The 18003-nt window shown below is 68.0% G+C and carries 20 protein-coding genes and 1 pseudogene; 14 read left to right on the forward strand and 7 right to left on the reverse strand.

Features of this window, described 5'->3' with window-relative positions; genetic code table 11:
* Positions 1 to 9 precede the first annotated feature (9 nt).
* The 6 genes from BGK67_RS38510 (at position 10) to BGK67_RS40625 (ending at position 4897) form a co-directional block, all read left to right on the forward strand.
* Positions 10 to 582, forward strand: coding sequence for a hypothetical protein (locus BGK67_RS38510; RefSeq protein ID WP_141754176.1), 573 nt, complete (start codon positions 10 to 12; stop codon positions 580 to 582).
* A gap of 333 nt (positions 583 to 915) precedes the next feature.
* The gene (locus tag BGK67_RS40610; RefSeq protein WP_069924620.1) at positions 916 to 1446 is read left to right on the forward strand and encodes a hypothetical protein; all 531 of its coding nucleotides are present in this window, start codon (positions 916 to 918) and stop codon (positions 1444 to 1446) included.
* A 157-nt stretch (positions 1447 to 1603) separates the two neighbouring features.
* A complete protein-coding gene (locus tag BGK67_RS40615) occupies positions 1604 to 2170 on the forward strand; it encodes a hypothetical protein (protein WP_069924621.1) in 567 nt (188 codons plus the stop codon).
* Between the two features lie 133 nt (positions 2171 to 2303).
* Positions 2304 to 2936 carry a hypothetical protein gene (locus tag BGK67_RS40620; RefSeq protein WP_244291573.1) on the forward strand — a complete coding sequence of 211 codons (633 nt, stop codon included), beginning with the start codon at positions 2304 to 2306 and terminating at the stop codon, positions 2934 to 2936.
* 259 nt (positions 2937 to 3195) lie between these two features.
* Positions 3196 to 4386 carry an IS110 family RNA-guided transposase gene (locus BGK67_RS35335; protein WP_069923541.1) on the forward strand — a complete coding sequence of 397 codons (1191 nt, stop codon included), beginning with the start codon at positions 3196 to 3198 and terminating at the stop codon, positions 4384 to 4386.
* 343 nt (positions 4387 to 4729) lie between these two features.
* Positions 4730 to 4897, forward strand: a complete 168-nt coding sequence (locus BGK67_RS40625; protein WP_244291097.1) for a hypothetical protein — start codon at positions 4730 to 4732, stop codon at positions 4895 to 4897.
* A gap of 249 nt (positions 4898 to 5146) precedes the next feature.
* Here BGK67_RS40625 and BGK67_RS41370 read toward each other — a convergent pair.
* Positions 5147 to 6219 (reverse strand): IS630 family transposase gene (locus tag BGK67_RS41370; RefSeq protein ID WP_432215416.1). Its coding sequence is split into 2 segments (ribosomal slippage): positions 5147 to 5709 and positions 5709 to 6219, totalling 1074 coding nucleotides; the frame shifts between segments, so codons are not numbered across the junction.
* 244 nt (positions 6220 to 6463) lie between these two features.
* On the opposite strand from BGK67_RS41370, the gene BGK67_RS39325 reads away from it, so the two are divergent.
* Positions 6464 to 7432 (forward strand): hypothetical protein, encoded by a 969-nt coding sequence (locus BGK67_RS39325; RefSeq protein ID WP_244291574.1) that lies wholly within the window; start codon positions 6464 to 6466, stop codon positions 7430 to 7432.
* A gap of 231 nt (positions 7433 to 7663) precedes the next feature.
* On the opposite strand, the gene BGK67_RS35360 is transcribed toward BGK67_RS39325, so the two are convergent.
* The 5 genes from BGK67_RS35360 to BGK67_RS35375 form a co-directional block, all read right to left on the reverse strand.
* Positions 7664 to 8497, reverse strand: a complete 834-nt coding sequence (locus BGK67_RS35360; RefSeq protein WP_069924623.1) for a hypothetical protein — start codon at positions 8495 to 8497, stop codon at positions 7664 to 7666.
* Positions 8498 to 8792: 295 nt separating this feature from the next.
* Complete coding sequence (locus BGK67_RS35365; RefSeq protein WP_069924624.1) at positions 8793 to 9170, reverse strand: hypothetical protein; 378 nt, start codon at positions 9168 to 9170, stop codon at positions 8793 to 8795.
* 231 nt (positions 9171 to 9401) lie between these two features.
* Positions 9402 to 9926 (reverse strand): hypothetical protein, encoded by a 525-nt coding sequence (locus BGK67_RS35370; protein ID WP_069924625.1) that lies wholly within the window; start codon positions 9924 to 9926, stop codon positions 9402 to 9404.
* Positions 9923 to 10165 (reverse strand): hypothetical protein, encoded by a 243-nt coding sequence (locus BGK67_RS38525; RefSeq protein WP_141754177.1) that lies wholly within the window; start codon positions 10163 to 10165, stop codon positions 9923 to 9925. Before BGK67_RS38525 ends, BGK67_RS35370 begins: the two co-directional genes overlap by 4 nt.
* A gap of 196 nt (positions 10166 to 10361) precedes the next feature.
* Positions 10362 to 10919, reverse strand: a complete 558-nt coding sequence (locus BGK67_RS35375; protein ID WP_069924626.1) for a hypothetical protein — start codon at positions 10917 to 10919, stop codon at positions 10362 to 10364.
* A gap of 348 nt (positions 10920 to 11267) precedes the next feature.
* On the opposite strand from BGK67_RS35375, the gene BGK67_RS38140 reads away from it, so the two are divergent.
* The 5 genes from BGK67_RS38140 to BGK67_RS40630 all read left to right on the forward strand — a co-directional run bounded on the left by BGK67_RS38140 (position 11268) and on the right by BGK67_RS40630 (position 15374).
* Positions 11268 to 11426 (forward strand): hypothetical protein, encoded by a 159-nt coding sequence (locus BGK67_RS38140; protein ID WP_244291575.1) that lies wholly within the window; start codon positions 11268 to 11270, stop codon positions 11424 to 11426.
* 624 nt (positions 11427 to 12050) lie between these two features.
* Positions 12051 to 12854: an alpha/beta fold hydrolase gene (locus BGK67_RS35380; RefSeq protein WP_069924627.1), complete on the forward strand. Its 804-nt coding sequence runs from the start codon at positions 12051 to 12053 to the stop codon at positions 12852 to 12854.
* A complete protein-coding gene (locus BGK67_RS35385; RefSeq protein ID WP_069924628.1) occupies positions 12854 to 14128 on the forward strand; it encodes a PP2C family protein-serine/threonine phosphatase in 1275 nt (424 codons plus the stop codon). Before BGK67_RS35380 ends, BGK67_RS35385 begins: the two co-directional genes overlap by 1 nt.
* Positions 14125 to 14463: an STAS domain-containing protein gene (locus tag BGK67_RS35390; RefSeq protein ID WP_069924629.1), complete on the forward strand. Its 339-nt coding sequence runs from the start codon at positions 14125 to 14127 to the stop codon at positions 14461 to 14463. Before BGK67_RS35385 ends, BGK67_RS35390 begins: the two co-directional genes overlap by 4 nt.
* A gap of 128 nt (positions 14464 to 14591) precedes the next feature.
* Complete coding sequence (locus BGK67_RS40630) at positions 14592 to 15374, forward strand: ATP-dependent DNA ligase (protein ID WP_244291576.1); 783 nt, start codon at positions 14592 to 14594, stop codon at positions 15372 to 15374.
* A 9-nt stretch (positions 15375 to 15383) separates the two neighbouring features.
* On the opposite strand, the gene BGK67_RS35400 is transcribed toward BGK67_RS40630, so the two are convergent.
* Complete coding sequence (locus tag BGK67_RS35400) at positions 15384 to 15752, reverse strand: hypothetical protein (RefSeq protein ID WP_167739680.1); 369 nt, start codon at positions 15750 to 15752, stop codon at positions 15384 to 15386.
* Positions 15753 to 16514: 762 nt separating this feature from the next.
* On the opposite strand from BGK67_RS35400, the gene BGK67_RS35405 reads away from it, so the two are divergent.
* Both BGK67_RS35405 and BGK67_RS37100 read left to right on the forward strand, forming a co-directional pair.
* Positions 16515 to 16847 (forward strand): hypothetical protein, encoded by a 333-nt coding sequence (locus BGK67_RS35405; RefSeq protein WP_069924631.1) that lies wholly within the window; start codon positions 16515 to 16517, stop codon positions 16845 to 16847.
* A gap of 122 nt (positions 16848 to 16969) precedes the next feature.
* A pseudogene (locus BGK67_RS37100) lies at positions 16970 to 17173 on the forward strand (IS1380 family transposase); the annotation flags it as partial.
* Positions 17174 to 18003: the final 830 nt, after the last annotated feature.

Genomic DNA, 18003 nt, shown 5'->3' on the forward strand with positions numbered 1-18003 from the left:
TGGATTTTGGTGAGTTTGCGAAAAAATCAGGCGCAAGTTCTCGTTGGGGTGGCTGTCGTATTAGCCTCCGCGCTTCTGCCGTCACTGGTTCTCGGACGCTACCTTCTTGGGTCGTGGCTGCTGATCTTGCCCGGGGTGGTCGCAGCTCTGGTTTTGGGTGGGCTGGTTGAGCTCAATACTGCACGCGCACTCGAGAGCGGCTGGGATGGTGTAGCTCTATCCATTCACACCCGAGCGGGTGGTCGCCGGAAGTTGAGTGCCAGCTCCATAAAGGGAATTACATTCCTAGTGAGCCCTACCCGTTATGGCTTTCGTAATTATTTCGCCATAAGTGAGCGCACCGGTTTCGTCACTATTTTCGAGGAGGGTGAATTCACCCACGCTATCGGAGAAATTGCCGCTCAAGCTCGCACCTCAGGACTCAGTGTACGGGTTTCGAAAGCGGCAAGCGCCCGCCTGGCGCCCGGCCGCGGTCGACAGCCTTCTCTGATTCTGCGCGGCCTTCTATTGTTTGCATCGGTTATCGCACTCGTCTTGTTCGTCACTGCACTCTCGTCACTCATTGCTTACTACGCTGGATGAGCGACCGCGCGTTCAAGACGCTTGATCCCAGAGTTAGGACTGTCTGACGGCCGCAGGGAGGCGAACAACCGCCTGACGGGTGCCTTCCGGATTCGGGGTTGCGCTCCGTAACGATCACGGCATTTACACTGAATGGTGTCTCAGTCGCCAGATCGGAACACGGTTGTGGGTGCCGCTCCGTATGAAGGCCGGAAGCGGACGGCCGAAAGGGGCGATCGTGGCCCCCACCGTGCCGAAGCGCTGGGAGGTCTGCCGGTCCGAGTCGTGGATTAGCGTCCGGCCGTGACGATTCCACCGCCGGCGGGCGGTGCCTCCTCAAGGCGGTGCCTTCGGATGAGCCTCACCACCGGACTGCAGAGTCCCCGTACTCCGCTGCGCCGGTTCCTGGACCGCGAACTGTCAGCTGGCCCACGGCCGCTGCGCGAGTCCTTCCGCGCCCAGCACCAAACCGACAACCTGCTGCTGCCAGGGCCCGGCGTCGGCACGGAGGCCGGCAACGTCGGTACCGCAATCGACCAGCGGCTACGCCTCGCCTTCACCGCGGCCGCGGCCGCACCCGTGGACCTGGCCACAGAGGCCGGGATCGACCTCACCGGCGGCATCGGCCGGGGCGCCGGGCTACGGATGCGCGCGGTCGGCAACGAGTTCGCCGCGCGGCTGGCCGAGACCGTACACCGCCTCGACCTCGACAACCGCGCGTTGTCGATGGACCGCGCCCACGACGACGAGGAGGACCTGGCCCGCATGCTGCTCGCCGGCGCCTGGTACCAGGTGATGGCCCGCACCTCGTACGGATTCACCTCCACCCAGCTGTACCTCACCGCGCTCGAGGACCCCGCCGGCCTCACCCTCGACCGGCTCTAGCAGCTCCCCAACCAGGACATGGTCGACGACGTCGTCCACCAGCTCTACCTGGCCGCCACCGGCCCCCTGGAGGCGCTGCGCGCCCCGCACCCGGCCCCAGGACTGCACCGGCGGGCCCACCTTCCCGGGCGTCAACATCACCGCCGACGCCGACCTCGTGGTCGACGGCCTGCTGCTCGACTTCAAGAGCACCAAGCACCCCTTCGCCCGGGGACTGTCCAAGCAGACCGCGAACCAGCTGATCGGCTACCTGCTCCTCGACACCACCGACCACTACCAGATCGACACCCTGGGCCTCTACCTCACCCGCTCCGGCGTCCTCGCCAGCTGGCCCGTAGAGGAGTACCTCAGCCTCCTCGGCACCTGCCGCCGCGACCTGGCCGTGCTGCGAACCGTCGTCGCCGAACTCCTCGCCGGCTGCCAGGCCGACGCCATCCCGTACGACCAGGAGGAAGAGGACCAGGCCAACGAGCTCCTGGAGCGCCTGGTCCCCGTCATCGAAGCCGGCCACTGCCCGGTCTGCGCCCAGCCGCTGCCCGCCTCCGCCCGTCGCCCCCGCTTGTACTGCTCCCGCTGGTGCACCGGCCGCGCCTCCACCATCCGCAAGCGGCAGAACCCGGTACCGGGGCGCTCCGCAGCCGCTGTCCCCCACCCGCGGAAGGAGGTGCTGGATCCGGCCGAGGACTGGATGGTTGTAAGCCTCACACCCCGTTTCCGCAGGTAGGCGGCAGTGCTGTGAGGGTGTGAGCCTGTTAGGCGGAACTCGCGCCCGTGCTTCCGTACTGACCTCTGACAGACGATCTTGTTCGTTTGCCAAATGATCTTGACCGGTGGGTCTTGTCTGGTGGAGGGAGACCGTGGCTGTTGCCGCGCTGGCGTACGCCGATGCCGTCTTCTCGGCCTTTGAGCTGGGCTTCGTCGAGTCCGGGCAGCGCCGTCGGCTGCCGTTGAGCCAGGGCTGGAACCGTCAGTTCGAGGCGGCCGATCCGGTACGGGGGTTCCGCTGGGCCAAGGGCGGGGAGAGTTTCGCCGGTCTGTACTACGCACCACGGTGGGCGCCCACGTGGGGCTACGAGTCGTGGCTAGAGCGGGATCGGGATCCTGCTGGACCGCGATCCCGACGTGGTGGGGATCGCGTCGCAGCCGTTCTGGCTGCACTGGCACGACGGGAAGCGGCGGCGCCGGCGGCGGGGGGAGACGATCATTCGGTCATGAGACCCGAAGTGCAGACGTTCGTTGCCGACGGACCGCTTCCCGACTGGGACGCGAGCGAGGAAGAGATCGACCGGCGTGAACACCAGCTGGGGACGATCTCCCGCCCTGTCACGTCCGAAGAGGCGACTGCCCTGGCCACCTGCTTCGGCCCCGACGACTGCTACGGCGTCGCCTGGACGCTCGTGCACCTGATCGAGACGGCTCCCAGCCGGGTGCCACAGTGGGAGGATCCGGGTCCGGAAGCCGGAGACTGGGCCGAGGTTCTACGGGCGTGATGGGGCAGTGGCTTGACGGCTTAACTGCATGAGGTGTCCTACCTTCTAGGCGGGTTGATCGGGCCATTCGTAGGGTCCTGTCGCCTGGGGGTTCTGGGAGGGGCTACTGAGGTGTCGCCGCTCGTGGCTGAACAGACTTGGCCGCCTGGGACCCCACCGACGACCAGGCCGCTCATTGAGAGTTGCGAGTAGATCGCTGAGTAGGACAACGCCGGTGAGGTCGTCTGCAGAGAATCAGTACGACTGACTCGGGATGAAGATGAATCGCATCTGGGCCGGCATCGATGCCGGCAAGGGCCACCACCACTGCTTCGTCATCGACGGGGAGGGCACCAAGCTGTTATCGAGGCGGGTGGCCAATGACGAGCCTGACCTCTTGCTGCTGATCACCGACGTTCTCGCCCTGGGCGACGAGGTGATCTGGGCCATCGACCTTGCCGACGGCGGGGCCGCTCTCGTCATCGCTCTCCTGCTCAACCACGACCAGGAGGTGCTCTACATCCCCGGCCGGACCGTGAACCGGGCCACGGCCGGCTACCGCGGCGAAGGCAAGACCGATGCCCGTGACGCACACGTCATCGCCGACCAAGCCCGCATGCGCCGCGATCTGCAGCCGATCAGGCCAGGCGACGAAGCCATCATCGAGCTCCGGCTGTTCACCGGCCGCCGTGCCGATCTGGTCTGCGACCGCACCCGAGCCGTCAACCGCCTTCGTGGCCTCCTGACCGGCATCTTTCCCGCTTTCGAGCGCGCCCTCGACCTGGGCAACCACGGCCCCTTGGTCCTCCTCACCGGCTACCAGACACCAGCGGCCATCCGTCGGCTCGGCGCCAGCCGGCTCGAACAGTGGCTCCGGAACCGGAAAGTCCGCTGGTGCGGAGCCCTGGCCCGCACAGCCATGGAGGCCGCCGAGCGACAGCACACCAGCGTCGCCGGAGAGAAGACGGTCGCAGTGATAGTCGCCACGCTCGCCCGTGAAGTGATCGTGCTCAACGAGAAGATCAGCGAGATCGACCGGCAGATCGAGGCTTCCTTCCGCGCTCACAAACAGGCTGCCATCGTTGCCAGCATGCCCGGGATCGGCAACCTGCTCGGAGCCGAGATCCTGGCCGCCATCGGTGGCGACATGGATCTCTTCGGCAGCCCTGATCGCCTGGCGACCTACGCTGGCCTGGCACCGGCTCCCCGGGACTCAGGCAAGGTCAGCGGCAATCGTCACCGCCCGAAGCGATACCACCGACGTCTGCAACGGGCCCTGTTCCTTGCCGCCATGAGCAGCATCACCTGCTGCTCGGAATCACGCCGGTACTACGACCGCAAACGAGCCGAGGGCAAGAGGCACTCCCAAGCAGTCCTGGCGCTGGCCAGGCGACGAGTCAACGTACTGTGGGCACTTCTCCGAGACCAGCGGCGCTACGAACTCACGCCACCATCGGCAATCGCCGGATAGGGCTTGTCGCCGATCGCAAACCTGATCGACCAAAGCCGACTTCTCAGAGAGGATCCCATCTGCATCGACCCATGACGCTGAGGAGCCCCCTGTGATCACGCAAGGAGTACGGGTCACAGGCCGCTGCAGTGCCTGCGGGGGCACGACGACCTGCGATGTCGGCCAGTTCTTCCACCGCGGCATGCTCCGCTGGGGCACCGAAGGACAATGCGCGGACTGCCCGAACGGGTGGTGCGAGCAAGACAGCGGCCCCGTCACGCCCGAGCACATTCGACAAGCTCTGCTGCAAGCGCACGGGCCTGCTCGGCTTCGCTTGTCTGGAGAGGTGCCGAGCCTCGTTCGCGTGCTCCAGGCCCTCCGCAGTGCACAGGAACTATCCCTGGGCGAAGCAAAAGCACAGGCCGCGGAACTCGCCGAGACCGGTCTCATCGGCACGCTCGTCGAGATGGAGATCCTGGCGATTCACCTGCGCAGACGCGCCATCACAGTGACCGTTGAAGCAGCGGCGTAACCCCGTCTGGACAGCACCCGCTGCGGCTTGACACCGGCATTGAGAAGTCTTTCCCGCGCGATAGCCGGGGGAAAGAGGCCCTGTATTGGAGGCAGCGGCGGGCGGCCCGGTCAGACCAGGAGCCGCGGCTGGTTCCGCCGGCGGGCCCTAGGAGTACAAGTACCGGCTGGCCGCCGCAGACCTCGCCCGTTCGAGGGAACCGGCGGCTCGTGGTTTCGGCCGGTGCGGCTGCGCCGGTTACTGAGGTTTTCAGGGTGGGGTCGGTGGTGCGAGGGTCAGGTCGGTGGCGGTGAGGCAACCGTCGATGAGGTGGGGCCGGAGCTGGATTCTGCGTAACTCTCTGCGGAGTTTGCGGTCGAGGTCGTCGGGTGTGCCGAAGGCGGTGTTGGCCATCGCTCTGCGGACGAGTGACCAGACGGCCTCGACGGGGTTGAGCTCGGGTGCATAGGGCGGCAGGCGGATAGTGGTAAGCCAGTCGTGCTCGGCCTCATACCGCTTCAGTCCGGCGGCCAGATGGGTGTTGAGGTTGTCCCAGACCACCACGATCGGGCCGCCGAGTTGGATATGGGCTCTCACCAGCAGGTCGCGGTAGTCCTTCCAGGAGAAGCTCTTGCGGGCGCCCTTGAGTAAAAGGTGGGTGCGGGGCCGGTGGATGAGACGGCTTGGCTCGCCAGGTTTGTAGCAGCACAGGGCCGCGACCGAGGTCCGGCGGCGAGACCTGCCTCTCACCCGGATGACGGGGGTGTGTCCGCGCCGGCCCCAGGTCCGGGCACGGGGCGGCGTCATGGAGAATCCGGCCTCGTCCTCGAAGACGATCCAGCCCCCACACGCCGCCGCGAGGCTTTTACCTTCGGCCACACCTCCTTCTTCCACAGCTCCACCGCGTGCTCGTCGCGCTCGAGTGCTCTGCGGGCGGGTGCCTGCCAGGACCAGCCCTGCCGTTTCAGCAGCCGCCAGACCGTCGCTACCGACAGCGTCAGACACAGACGGCGGCGGATCACGGTCTGGACCCGGGCCAGAGTCCACCGCTCATCCTCGAAGCCGTGTGCTGACGGGCCCTTGCCGAGTTCCGCCTCGAGTACGGCGAACTGGGCATCAGTGACAGTCGGGGAGTTGGCCGGGCCCGTCGAGCGCAGGGCCTCCATGCCGCCCTCGCGCCAGGCACGACGCCAGCGTTCCACCGACCTCACACTCACCCGCAGGTCCTTCGCGATCACCGCGGTCTTCTCACCCGCCGCGAACCGCTCGCCGGCCTGGAGCCGGATCCCCTCACGAAACGCCCGACGCTCAGCGGTCAGGCCCCCACCCTCCGGATAACGCATACAACCGGCATACCGCAGGGATCATGAACCGTCACTACCCGACGACAACCCGAAATCCTCAGTAGCATCCTGCCCGGCTAGTGCGTACTGCCGATCACCGCCCGCCTCCGGAGCCACGCCGCCGGACGCGGAGGTCAAGGTCCTGAGGGGCCCGCTCCCAACCGTTCTTGCGTTCCGTCGTGTCCACGGCAGTCGTACGAGCCGGTGCCGGGGGCGTGGCCCGGTTCCGGCAGAGGAGTACGTCATGCCGAAGAACCAGTCCACCGCCGCGCAGGCCGCTCGCCGGGCAAGCCGGAGCGGGGGCAAGTACACCGAGGCCCTACGCCGCGCGCAGACCGACGAAGCGCCGCGCACACCGCACGTCCTGCGGTTCCTGGCCGAGCACGCGGCGAACCTCTACCACCTGGTCGGCGGGATCGCGGCGGCCTGGGCGCACAGCGGACAGCGGGTCCTGCTCCTCGAGGAAGCCGAGGACTACTGGCGGTGGACCATGAGCGGCGTGTTCGAGCGGCGTCCCCGGCACCGCAGCAAGAAGGAGAGCGCGCCGGCCGTCCCGCCGGAGCCGACCACCAGCACCTTGTGGGCGTCGCCGGACGGCTCCGGTGTCCTGGTGCACCACACCTGCATGTGGGAGGTCCGCCACCCCTCGCGGGAGAGCGACCGCGGCTTGCCTTGCACGGACCGTAGTCCGCTCGCGGCGGCGGTGGCCGGCGCCCTCGACGCCTACGACGTGATCGTCCTTCTGCCGAAGTCGGGATGGAGCTACCCGGACCGGGAGAACGCGACGGCGCACGTGGTGCTCGGTGAGATCAACGCCTTCCCGGACGCCGACTGCAAGACCGCGCTCCCGGGGCCCAGAGGTGAAGAGAGGGGCGTTCCTTTGAGTCCCGAGCAGAGCGCGGCGGTTCTGCGAGAGCGCTGCCTGGGCTTCCTCTTCGGCTTCCCGAGCCGGCCCATTCGGCTGGAGGGAGTGATCTGGCAGTCGAACGGCGAGCTGCCCGTCGACGCGGACTACCTGGCGGGCGTCGACCGGGACATGAACCGGGCCGGACTGCGCCCTCTGGGTTGGACGCTGTGCGAGCGGTTCCCTGACCAGCACAGGCAGCTGCCCGTGCCCGACCAGATGACGGACCCCGGCTTCGTCCAGCGGCACCAGCCTGTCGCGGAGGCCCTGCGCATGGCGCTGGACGCTCGCCCCGTCGGCAGGAACTGACCTGCGAGGGCTGGCCCGCTCCGCGACCCGTGGGTCAGCCTCCGCCGTTCCGGGTTCTTTTGACCGGCTCCGGGCCGATCGGTCCGCTGAACTCACAACAGGCTGGTCGGCAGCCCAGGTGCGCGGCGGGCCTGTCGTTCACCTGTTCGGCGCACCTGGGCAAGCTGAAGGGGACCCTGGGAAGCCCGCCTGTGGGAGGGGCTTGCCCAGCGCGCCCGCGGCCCGGCCGGGTCAGCGTCGGTGGCGCCAGTGCTGGTGGGCCTTGAGGACCTCGTAGCTCCATGCGGTGTGCAGACTGGTGCCGGCCGGGGTCGTCCAGCCGAGCTGTTCGGCGACGGCCGGGAACCGGGGGTGCATCTGGCGATCTCCCACCGTAACGAGCGCGGACAGGAGCGGTTCCCCCTTCCGACCGTCTTCGTCGACCAGCCACAGGAGCACGCACTGGTCGTCGGCGTGCAGGCGGGGCAGGCCCGGCAGGCGTTTGTGGATCTGAGGCCAAGTGGTAGTCGAGCCAGCCCGGGCGGTCTGCTCCAGCAGTGGCCGAAGCTCGGTCGCGATCTCCCACAGTTGCCCGGCCTCCAGGAACGCCGGCTCTTCCCTGCGCGGCGGGCGGACTTTCACGACCGGCGCCACGACCGGCGACGGGCCCGCGGTCGGCGCCGGTACCGAGACGGGCGGCCGGGGCGGTGCGGAGGAACGCCGGGGCGCCGTAGACGACGAGGGGTTCCGGCGTGGAGACCGGGTGACGGATTCGCCGGCCTGGGCGACATCCGGCCGCACCCGGGGCGCGGCGGTGACTACCCGAGGCTGTGAGGGGACGGGCTTTGGGGGAGCCGCAGCGGCCTGGCGGCGCTCTTCCTCCTGCCACCGGCGGGATCCCAGGATCTCCTTGAGGTCTTTCAGCTGGGCCCGCTGCTCACGGGTCTCGCTCGGTGGAGCTCCGGCCGCCTGCTGCCAGGCGAGGGCGTACAGGTCGGCGGCGACCGCGACCGCGTACCGGTCGATGGCCCGCTTCAACTCGGTCAGCGTGTGGTTCAGCGTGCGGCGGACCGTGGCGATCTCCATCGCGGTCCTGGGAGCCCGGCCTGTGGTCCGGCGACGGAAATCCGTCTGCCACGCCGCACCACCGCTGAGCCGCACCCGGCTGTTCCCCAAACCCGTACTCCCCCCGAGCTGCACAACAGATTCCCAAACGGTCGGGCAGTCCGACGCCCAGCCGCAAGAGACCGACCAGCCAAGAGCGCCGCACGGCCGACCTCCACGAGAAGGACACCCTGCGGCAGCAGCTGACCGGCTGGTAGGTGGGGTGCGCCGAACGAGGGGCCGTCGTAGGCCGAGCCCGTACGGCGCCCTTGGCCCGTCAGCGGCGCCCGACGGTGCCGCGGACGAGAGCGTAGGGAGTCACGCAGAAGGCGCCGAGGGTGGCGGCGACGATCATGGCGAGGAACAGCCAGTAGTCGAAGCCGTGGCCGTCGGAGGAGGTGAGGAGGTACCCGAAGGTGAGGGTCGCGAGGATGCCGGTGCTTGCGAGGCCGGCCGCCCAGCCCGTCTTGCTCAGCCCGATGCCGAGGCCGATGAAGGCCCAGAACAGGGTAGGGCCGGCGATGGCCGCGATGGCCAGGAACACCGGATGGTCGATGTCTCGGCCGCCGATGTAGTCCGTGAGCCGAGGCACCGAGATGACGGTCCATAAGCCGGTGTAGGCGAGGCTGATGACAACGGCGACGATCGTGATCACGCGGGCGGCGCGGGTGGTGGGAGGGGTGTTCGCGGCGTCGGGGTGGGTCGGTCAGGTACTGAGGATGTTGTCGAAGTATCCGGGGCCGGTGGGGGGCAGGACCGGGACAAGGTCGGGTGCGGGTAGCGGGGGGCGGCGCCGTGGCGGGCGGCGATGTAGAGCGCGGGCATGCCGCCCTTGACCGGGCCCGGCCGGAAAAGGCTCCGCGGTACGGTCCGCCGCCGTAGGGCTTCACGCGGCTGACGAAAGGCCCTGTTTCGCGGCGGTGGCGATGTGGTGGCGGGTTACCTTGGCGATCTCGTCCCAGAAGGGCTTGGCGGTGAGGTAGGTGCCGAGGGCGGCGAGAACGCCGAGGGAGACGTCGACGCTGAGTCGTCCCTGCTTGGTCCAGTAGACGTCTTGCAGGTCCAGCAGGAGGGCGAACTCGTCGGTGATCAGGGCGGTCCCGGCGCCGTAGGCGGCGGCGACCGCGGGGTGTCCCACGGCTCGTTTGTCACCGCGTACGGCGATCAGTCCGATGCCCGCGAGTGTGGCGATGCCGATGTTGTAGTGATGCAGGTGCTGGCCGCCGGCGGAGATGTTGCCCCAGGGCAACCAGCCGCCCCGGATGCCGTGTGTGATGAAGCGCACGGTGCCCCATGTCGTGCCGAAGGACGCCCACATGACGACCAGCGATCGCTTGGTCGGGGTGAGATTCCGGTCCGCGGCTTGGCGCCATCGCTCGACCAACCGCACTCCAGTCGTGGCCCCGCTCATGCCCGCTGCGCCTCCTGTGCGTCGGCCGATGCACCGAAGAGGCCTGCGCCGACCACGGCGGCGACGCTGTTCATGCAGCGGCGGCAGTAGTCCTCGCGCTCCAGCACGCCTTCTGGTGTGAGGGTTTCCTTCCCGTTCAGCTGTCGGCCGCACAGAGTACGGCCATCGCGATGAAGAACGTGCCAGAGGAGTTCTGGGCCGTTCCCCGTTGCCAGGTGTTCGGCTCGCATGTTGTACATCGGCCACCTCCCACACGAATGCGGCTGGGTCACACCAGTCATGAGACGGCGCATTCACCCAAACCGGCTACCTGAACCCGCCGAACGGGTGAGTGCGGTGGTCCGCCCAGCCCCCTCCCATTGCACAAGCACGCATGGCGTGGGCAAGGGGCTCGGGCATCGAGTTCCCACAGCTTCGGACCGAGACAGGTAGAAGCTACGGGGAGCTCATCAGCTGCTGGGGCGACGGCACCTGGTCCTGCACCGGGGCACCCGCGCTTGCTCCCGCGTCCTTCACCTTGGTGATGGCGTCCTGGTAGCTGTTCACCGTCGCGTCGGGGGAGTCGCTCCTGTGGAATTCGTGGGGCAGGTTCTTCAGGCCCTCGATGCCCGCGGTGAGCGGTGCAAGGGCCTTGGAGAGGGCGGGGTCGGCTTCGGCGTTGGCGACCGCTGCCTTGAGCCGGTTGTACGCGAACGCGCCGGCGAGGCCGGCCTTCACGAGGGCCATCGTGCGACCGTGATGGCCCTTCTTGAACTTACCCGCCTTGAAGGGCTTCACGATCCACTCGTAGGTGGCGCCTGCGGCGAGGCCCGCGTCCACCGCAAAGCGGGTCTTGGCAAGTTTTCGTTCCTCTTCGGTGGGGGTGGGGCTCGGCTGGGAGACGCCAAGGGCGTGTTGGGAAGCGCTGCGGCTGTCGGCGTAGGCCGTTGTGCCAACGACCAGGGCGCAACAGAGTGCGAATGCCAAGGCGAGGCGCCGTATCGGTACGAGCACGGTCTCCTCCAGGGAAGTTGCTTCGGGAACGGTCTCCGGGATACGTCTTCCTCGAAGTGGACGACTGTGCCACTAGCGTCACCCGAGATCGACAGCTACGCCATTCGGGGCACTCTGGTGCTCACCGGGTTCATTTCACAGTGCTATTCGGCGGTGGATTTTCAGTGCTTCGGTGGATGCTGCGTCGTGTGACCTGCGGGGTTGTGGCCTTACTGAAGGCGTGATGCCGATTTGCTGCTGAAGAGTGACGCCGAAGTAGGGGTGCGTCGGCGCCGAGCCTGTAGGCATCCGTGGGAGGGGGCCCGGTTCACCGCGTCGTGGGGGTCGCGTGACGTCCTCGATGTCACGGTGGTTCGTCCGGAGCTGGTGGCCGAAGTCAGCGCGGATCGCTCTATTGACCACGGCAGAGTCTTCCGCCACCCGCTGCGTTTCAAGCGGCTGCGGCTGGATGTGATGGCGGGGGACGTGCCGCTCTTCGGGCAGGGCCCTGTTGCCGCGGCCGGTTGACGCCGAGGGTCAGCGTGCGGCGTTCGTCCCGGGCCTCAGTGGTCGGCGGCGGGGGGAACGGGAAACGGCTGCAGGGGCCGCCGTGGCGGCCCCCGCGGGCACTGCCCGGCACTGGGACGCCCGGGGCGGTGTGGATCGGTTGTCGTGTACGTCGTACCGGGTCCTACCAGGAGAGGCAGGCGCAGACGACCTTGCCGCCTTCGGGCGCTGGTGTGATGCGGATGCGGGGGGCCAGGCGGTGGAGCAGGAACCATCCCCACCCCCCGGTTCCGTCGGTACGGGGCGTGCGTGGCTGGGGATGTCGGGGGGACAGAGGCTGGTCCAGGACCGCAGTACTCACCCGATCCTCCTTTCACCGAGTGAATGTGTATCTCGCATGCCCTGTTGAGGGAGCTGAAACCGGGGCGCGGCGTTCCGCATGAGGTACGAGAGCAGAAATGGGGACGGCCGGAGCCGCTGTGCCCTCACATGATCGGCCGGATATGACCGCAGTTTTGGGTGTGCCGGGGGCCGGGTGGTGCCGGCGGCGGTGGTGAAGGTGCCGTGCGGGCAGTGTGAGGTGTGGGGTGGGGTGATCCGGGGGGCTTGCGGGAGTGGTGGGTGGGGCCTGAGAGACTGGTCGGTATGGATATTGAGCGCAGGAACAACGTGACCGTCATCGGCAATCCCCATGGCCCGACGGTGGTCCTTGCGCATGGGTTCGGCTGTGACCAGAACATGTGGCGCCTCACTGTCCCCGCCCTGGTCGAGGACTACCGGGTGGTGCTGTTCGACTACGTGGGTTCGGGCCGCTCGGATCTCTCCGCGTTTTCCGAGACCCGATATGCATCCCTGGGCGGTTACGCCCAGGACGTGGTGGACGTGTGTGACGCGCTCGACCTTCGAGGTGCGGTGTTCGTGGGGCATTCGGTCTCCGCGATGATCGGTGTGCTGGCCGCGGGGATGGCTCCGGAGCGGATCGGGGCGCTGGTGATGGTGGCGCCCTCTCCCCGATACATCGACGACGAAGGCTACCGAGGCGGCTTCAGCACGCAGGACATCGAGGAACTGCTCGATTCGCTGGAGTCGAACTATCTGGGCTGGTCGGCGGCGATGGCGCCGGTGATCATGGGAAACGCGGAGCGGCCCGAGCTCGGTGAGGAGCTCACGAACAGCTTCTGCGCCACCGACCCGGCGATGGCGCGCGTCTTCGCCCGCACCACCTTCCTGTCCGACTCCAGGGACGACCTCAAGAAGGTGAGCGTGCCCACACTGGTGCTGGACTGCACCCAGGACGCCATCGCCCCGCCCGAGGTCGGCGCATTCGTCCACCAGGCGATCGAAGGCTCGACACTGATCACCCTGGACGCCACCGGACACTGCCCGCACATGTCCGCACCCGAAGCCACCAACGAGGCGATCACCGGCTTCCTGGCAGGCCTGCGGTGATGTGCCGCACCGATCAGCAGCCCGACCCGCGCGACCCCAGCGACGAGAAGACCTCGGATGCGGCGTTCGCCGCACTGCTGGAGGACAGCGCGGAGGAGCTGTACGAGCGCGCGCCGTGCGGGTACCTGTCCACGCTGATGGACGGCACCATCGCGAAGATCAACGCGACGCTGCTGGACTGGCTGGGGCTGAGCCGGGAGGCGGTGGTGGGCCGGATGCGGTTCACCGACCTCCTGACGGTGGGCGGCAAGCTCTACCACGAGACGCACTTCGCACCACTGCTGCGCATGCGGGGCGAGATCGGCGGCGTCGCCCTGGAGATCAAGAAGGCAGACGGCGTCCGCATGCCGGTGCTGGCCTCCTCCACCATCAAGCACGGGGCCACGGGCGAGCCGTTGCTCATCCGCACCACCCTCTTCGACGCTCGCGACCGCCGCGCCTACGAAGAAGAACTCCTACGGGCCCGCAAAGCCGCCGAGGAAGCACACCGGCGGGCCGAAGCCGACCGGGCCCGCCTCCAGGACGCCCTCGCCGCACTCCAGTCATCACTGCTGCCCGACACCCTGCCGCCCATACCCGGCGTGCAGAGCGCCGCGCACTACCGCACTGCCTCCCCCGACCGGCTCGGCGGCGACTTCTACGATGTCTTCCCCCTCGACGCCACACGTTTCGCGTTCTTCCTCGGCGACGTGTGCGGCAAGGGCCCGCAAGCCGCCGCCGTCACTTCGCTGACCCGCTACACCCTGCGCGCCGCGGCCCTTCACGACCCCGACCCCGTTTCCGCCCTCACCACCTTGAACAGAGTCCTGCACGAGCGCTACAGCAGCGGTGACCCCCGCTACTGCACCGCCATCTTCGGCACCCTCGAACCCGCCCCGCCAACCGGGCAGGTCGCCGTCCACCTCGCCTCCGGAGGCCACCCGCCGGCCCTGGTCCTGCGCGCCGACGGCACAGCCGACTTCCTGCCCACCCCCGGCGGTCTCCTCGTCGGCATCCTGCCCAACGCGCCCTTCACCCTCGCGACCACCACCCTGGCCCCGGGCGACACCCTCCTGCTCTACACCGACGGTCTCACCGAGGCCCGCACCGGAGAAAGCCGCACCGACCTCTACGGAGACGAAGCCCTGCGCGCCTTCGCCACCGCCCACGCCGGCCGGTCCCCGCATGAGGTCATGGAGGCGCTGACCGGCCTGCTGGACGGCTTCGGCGACGGCCTCGACGACGACACCGCCCTCCTCGCGCTCGGCGTCCCCACCCTCATGGAGACGGTATGAGCCCACTGGATCTCACCGTCCGAAACACCCCTAACGGTCCGGTCGTAGAAGTCATCGGGGAACTCGACTACGACACCTCCGCAGCCCTGCGCGACCTCCTCCCAACCCTCCCCCTCGAGCGGGGCCAGTGCCTCGTCCTGGAGTTGGCACGCATGGAGATCTGCGACTCCAGCGGCATCAGCGCCCTGATCGCCGCCCGCAACCACGCCCAGTCAGCCGGCGCCGATATCGCACTCACTGCGGTGCCGGCCAACACGCTGCGCGTCCTGCGGATCGTCGGGCTGGACCAGGTCTTCCCGCTCCATCCCGCCAGCGAGTCCGCAAGCGGGGCCTGACCGCAAGATGGCGGGCGGTTCCTTCGGCGGCAGCCTCGAGGGGCGAGCGCCTCATGCTCCTCCGTGACGGCTGTCCGCTCCCCTCGCCCGAGTTCCGCGCAGGTATGCGACCAGGATTCGCAGCCGGGGTGGCGTATGAGCAGAAGTTCGACGGCCACCGGATGCTGGTATTCACCCAGTCTGATCCGGGCGGGCGGGTGCTGCTCCAGACCCGCCGCGGCTCCCTGGTCCAGGATCGGTTCCCCGATCTCGTCGCGGCGGCTGCGGAGCAGCTCCCGCCGGGTCTGGTCTTGGACGGCGAGGTACTCGTCTGGGATCCCGAGACCGGCGGGCTGTCCTTCGAGGGGTTGCAGCGCCGGGCCGCTGCCCGCGCCCGCACCGCCCCCGCGCTGGCTGCCCGCCTGCCCGCCTACTTCGTCGCCTTCGACGTCCTCCAGAGTGAGGGCGGTGAGCTGCTGCTCTCTCTGCCGTACCGGGAGCGCCGCCGACGGCTTGAGGTCCTGTTCGCGGCGCGGGGGCTGACGGCGCCGTGGACGCTGTGCCCGATGACCACGGACGTCACGAAGGCGCGGGAGTGGCTCGAGGAATGGACCGACGTGTCCGGCGTCGAAGGGCTAGTCATTAAGCCTCTGAGCAGCAAATATCTCCCGGCCTATCCAGGGAGTACTTGGCATTCTTGTCGAGCTGGGCCACTGCGGTCTCCTCTAGATCATGCGTGTACGGCCACGCGTAGCTGCCCACCGCACCGACCATCCACACACAAGAGCAACAGCACGCCGCTCGTGAGGACGAGCGCGCGCTCCATACCGGCACGGGCTGGCACGGAGCCCAGCCCGCGTGCGGCGAGGTCGGTGCGGGGACGAGGGGATTTCAGACTTCGGCCCTCAACGAGGCAGGTCAGAGCCGATTAGATGCTCCGCTCAGACGGTGGTCTCCGTGATGATGAGAGAGGAAACCTTGCCCTCGATGCCGCCAGCCAGCACTTCGGTTGCGGCATGGACCACAACCCGCTCGCCGGAGAAACCGGCATGCTCGAACAGTGTGACCTTGTAGCCCACAGGGACGAGAAGCGAGCGGATGGAGTCGTCCGGGATCGTCAGAGCGTCGATGTCATACCGGCCGGGCTCGAAGAAGAACTGGTAGTCACCCCCCAAGTCCGGTTCAGTGAAGACAATAACTGGGTCCTTGTCGAAGCCGTTGGCCACCGAAGGGAGCTCTTCGATGTACACATCTGGGCGAAGGTATTTGGGCATGGAAACCCTTCCGTTGCTCTCGTCGGCGGTGGCCACAGAACGGCAACCGGTAGTGACAGATTGTCAGAGGAAGGGCGACGGCGCCGCCTTCGGAGCGGGCGTACCGCTCCAGGGAACGGAAGGGGCCTGCTAGCCACCCCGGAGATGGGCCGGGGCGCGCGGGGTGTCGGCGGTGGCGTGGTGTTCGCCGTTGCCGACGTCCAGGCCGAGGAAGACGTCCATATCACTGGTGTCGATCACGTGCAGGCCCCTCCATCACGCTTTCGTCCGTCCTTACCTGGGCACCGAGCTGCCACATCCACGTTACGGAGTGCTCTTCCGGCTCGGGTGAAGCCGGCGCTCAAGCCCCTCATCAGCGGTCCGTCGATGCCTCCGGGCCCGGTGCCACCACACCCGGATCATCAACAACAAGGGGGAAGTCATGCCGGACCCGAAGTCCGGAGGCGCCATTGCGGAGCCACGAAGAAGGTAACGGGGGGACCGCGGGCGGGGAGGTCCGAGTGCGGCCACCTGGCCCGGGCGGACGTCGGGGAACTGCGTCTCGCCGCCCAGGTAGACCAGGAGACCGGCCTTGATGCTCGCGCCCTCGGCCGCCGAAGTCGAGCACGACGAACCAGGAGCCAGACGGGCCCCGGTGCCAGGCTGGCGCCAGACGACCGGGGTCGGCGTCGTAGCCGATGCCGGCACCTATTCGGCCAATCGGGTGGCCATTCGGCGAAGCGACCCCTACGAACCGGGGCTCTGTGATCTTCTCGCCGTCGAACCCCGGTTGGGGAACAGTGCGAACAGAGGACTCTTATGACTTTCAAGAAGTGGGTCAAAAAGGCCTGCTTGGTAACCGCGCCCGTGGCGGCCTCGGCCATGCTGGTTGTCGGCCTGTCCACGAACGCCCAAGCTGCCACCGGCACCCTTACCTGGCAGGGAGCCCAGGGCCAACAGTGGACCTGGCGCAACCCGCCAAGCGGCACGTGCAGCAACTTCGGCGGCAACACGGTCGCTTACAGGCCCCACAACAACACAGGGGAACGGCTCACCGTGTACACCGAGTTCGGATGCTCCGGCTCCAAGGCGGAGTTCGGCCCCGGCGCCTACACCACAAGCTGGACCCCGTACTACAGCTTCAAGTACTAGCCTCGGGCTTTCACGTGGTGGGCTGTCCGAAGCGTGATCGAAAATGCGAGAAGTGCTTCTGACCTGCAACGATAAGACTTGTCGAGGGTCCAGATCGTGCCGTGGAAAGAAGCACTTCTCAGGTGAAGAAGCGTATCGGGTCGTACCCGCGTGTCCGCATCGAGGGCGGTGGCCGGGCGGTGGTCTCCCAGGCAGGGGGCGTGCTGCTGGTCGAGACCGTCCGCAAGTCCGGCTTGGGCTCCGCGATATCAGCGGCACTGGCGCCGTGGCGGAAGGCTCGGGCGGTGCACGATCCGGGCAAGACAGTGCTGGATGTGGCCCTCGCGGGCCGTCCCGGCGCAGCCGGCCCGCCGGGTACCGGCCAGGGCGAAGCATCCGGCAGGGGGTGCGCCGCCATCGGCGTCGGTCCGGAAGCTGGCCGGGAGGCTGGCGGCGAAGCAGCGGCGGACGTACGCGCCCCGCCGAAGCGGACGGCCCCCCGGAAGCCGGCCCCGCGTTGGACTGCCCTGCGGCGCAAGGCAGTTGAGGGCCCGCGGTACTCGGTCCCGGCGAAGCAGCAGATTGACCCGGGGTTCATGTGCGACCTGGCGCGGGGGTCCGCGGACAAGAAGTTGCAAGCGGCCTGTGACAAGAGTTGGAAGTGATTTTGCGCCGCCCGTGACGCCCTTGCGAGGAGCGGTGAAGCGCTGCCGCTCCTCGCCCTGTTCGCCCCAGTTACGCATGTAAAGTTCGGACTGGCAGCAGCAATTTTCGCGTCCCACGTCGGCGAACCGGCTGTCGAGCTTTCCGACTATGCCTGATCGGTTGGGATGCCCGCGACTGTCTTGGTCGAATCGAACAAGGCGGGTCAGGATCCGGCGTAGTGGCTGCCGCCGTCGGCGCAGGCGCTCTGCCGATACGGCGCGGAGGGGACCGTCAGGAAGCTCCGGCGGGTCGGTCTGGCGGAGAGCTGGAACGAGATCGGATGGGGAGCCGAGGTCGAACGGTCCTCCCGCACGGCCGCTCCTGCCAGGGTTTTCCGTCCGCGCGGCCATCCGCCAGGCGTTCCGGGCCGACATGGAGGACGAGCTGCCGTTTTGTGCTCCGGCGCACGACACCAGGCCGGTACGCGCCAATTGTGGGTGGTATGCGCCTTCGCTGACTTGGTCGGCCTGGG

Origin of the sequence: Streptomyces subrutilus (assembly GCF_001746425.1) — a bacterium.
Taxonomy (GTDB): domain Bacteria; phylum Actinomycetota; class Actinomycetes; order Streptomycetales; family Streptomycetaceae; genus Streptomyces; species Streptomyces subrutilus_A.